This window comes from Sphingomonas sp. (genome assembly GCF_042091075.1).
In the GTDB taxonomy this organism is placed as follows: Bacteria; Pseudomonadota; Alphaproteobacteria; order Sphingomonadales; family Sphingomonadaceae; genus Sphingomonas.
Genome location: NZ_JBELIE010000213.1, coordinates 1 through 1,048 on the forward strand (window position 1 = coordinate 1; position 1,048 = coordinate 1,048).

Genomic DNA, 1,048 nt, shown 5'->3' on the forward strand with positions numbered 1-1,048 from the left:
TGATGCGCGATCTGCCCGAGCGCCACGAACACGCGCGCGTTCGGCAGCGCCGCCGCCTGGCCGGCCATGAACGGGCGGCAGGTGCGGATCTCCTCCGGTGTCGGCTTGTTGGCGGGCGGCAGGCATTTGACCGCATTGATGATCACCGCCCCGGTGAGCCGTAGCGAATCGGCCGGGTCGCCTTCGTAACTGCCCTCCGCCAATCCGAACCGCCGCAATGTGTCGAACAACAGGTCGCCCGAATAATCGCCGGTGAACGGCCGCCCGGTGCGGTTCGCGCCCTGTTTGCCGGGCGCGAGCCCTACCAGCACCAGCCAGGCACGGGGATCACCGAAGGCATTGACCGGCGCGTTCCACCAGTCGGGATGCGCCGTCCGCAACTCCTGCCGCACCGCCACCAGCCGCGGGCACAGCGGGCAATCGCGCGGCGGCTCGGTTGCCGGAATCGGGGAGGTCGCGAAGTTCATGGCCGTGCGGTAGGCGCTGGCGCGTGGACTGCGCAACGCATCACCGTTCGACCTATATCGTCGCGGCCGGCTCCAACCGGCATGGGCGGCATGGCGACCCGCGCGCGGAGGTGGCCGCGGCGCTGGCGGTGCTCGGCGGGCGCGCCTCCCCGATCGTGGCCAGCGCGCCGCTGGGGCCGTCGATCCGCACCTATGCCAATGCCGCGACGTTGATCGACAGCGATGAAGCCCCGGAGGCGCTGCTCGCCCGGCTGAAGGCGATCGAACGGTCGTTCGGGCGGCGGCGCGGGCGGCGATGGGGCAGCCGCGTGCTCGATCTCGACATCATCCTGTGGTCCGGCGGGCGATGGCGCTCGCCACGACTGACAATCCCGCACGCCGCCTTTCGACAGCGCGACTTCGTGCTCACGCCGTTGATCGCCATCGCGCCCGAATGGCGGGACCCACTGACCGGACGGACGATCCGGCAGCTTCATCATCGGTTGACCCGCGCGGCGCACACCCCTAACCCGCGCACACCCACGTGAGGGTCCGTAGCTCAGTCGGTAGAGCAAGCGACTTTTAATCGAGAGGTCCCGGGT

At 69.9% G+C, this 1,048-nt stretch carries 2 protein-coding genes; one reads left to right on the forward strand and one right to left on the reverse strand.

Going from position 1 to position 1,048, the window contains the following annotated elements; genetic code table 11:
- Positions 1-467 (reverse strand): uracil-DNA glycosylase family protein (locus tag ACFDSW_RS15480; protein WP_375251167.1); only part of this gene is annotated, 467 nt, incomplete at its 3' end.
- Positions 468-490: 23 nt separating this feature from the next.
- Between ACFDSW_RS15480 and folK the strand changes: the two genes are divergently transcribed.
- Positions 491-994, forward strand: coding sequence for a 2-amino-4-hydroxy-6-hydroxymethyldihydropteridine diphosphokinase (gene folK / locus ACFDSW_RS15485; RefSeq protein WP_375251168.1), 504 nt, complete (start codon positions 491-493; stop codon positions 992-994).
- Positions 995-1,048: the final 54 nt, after the last annotated feature.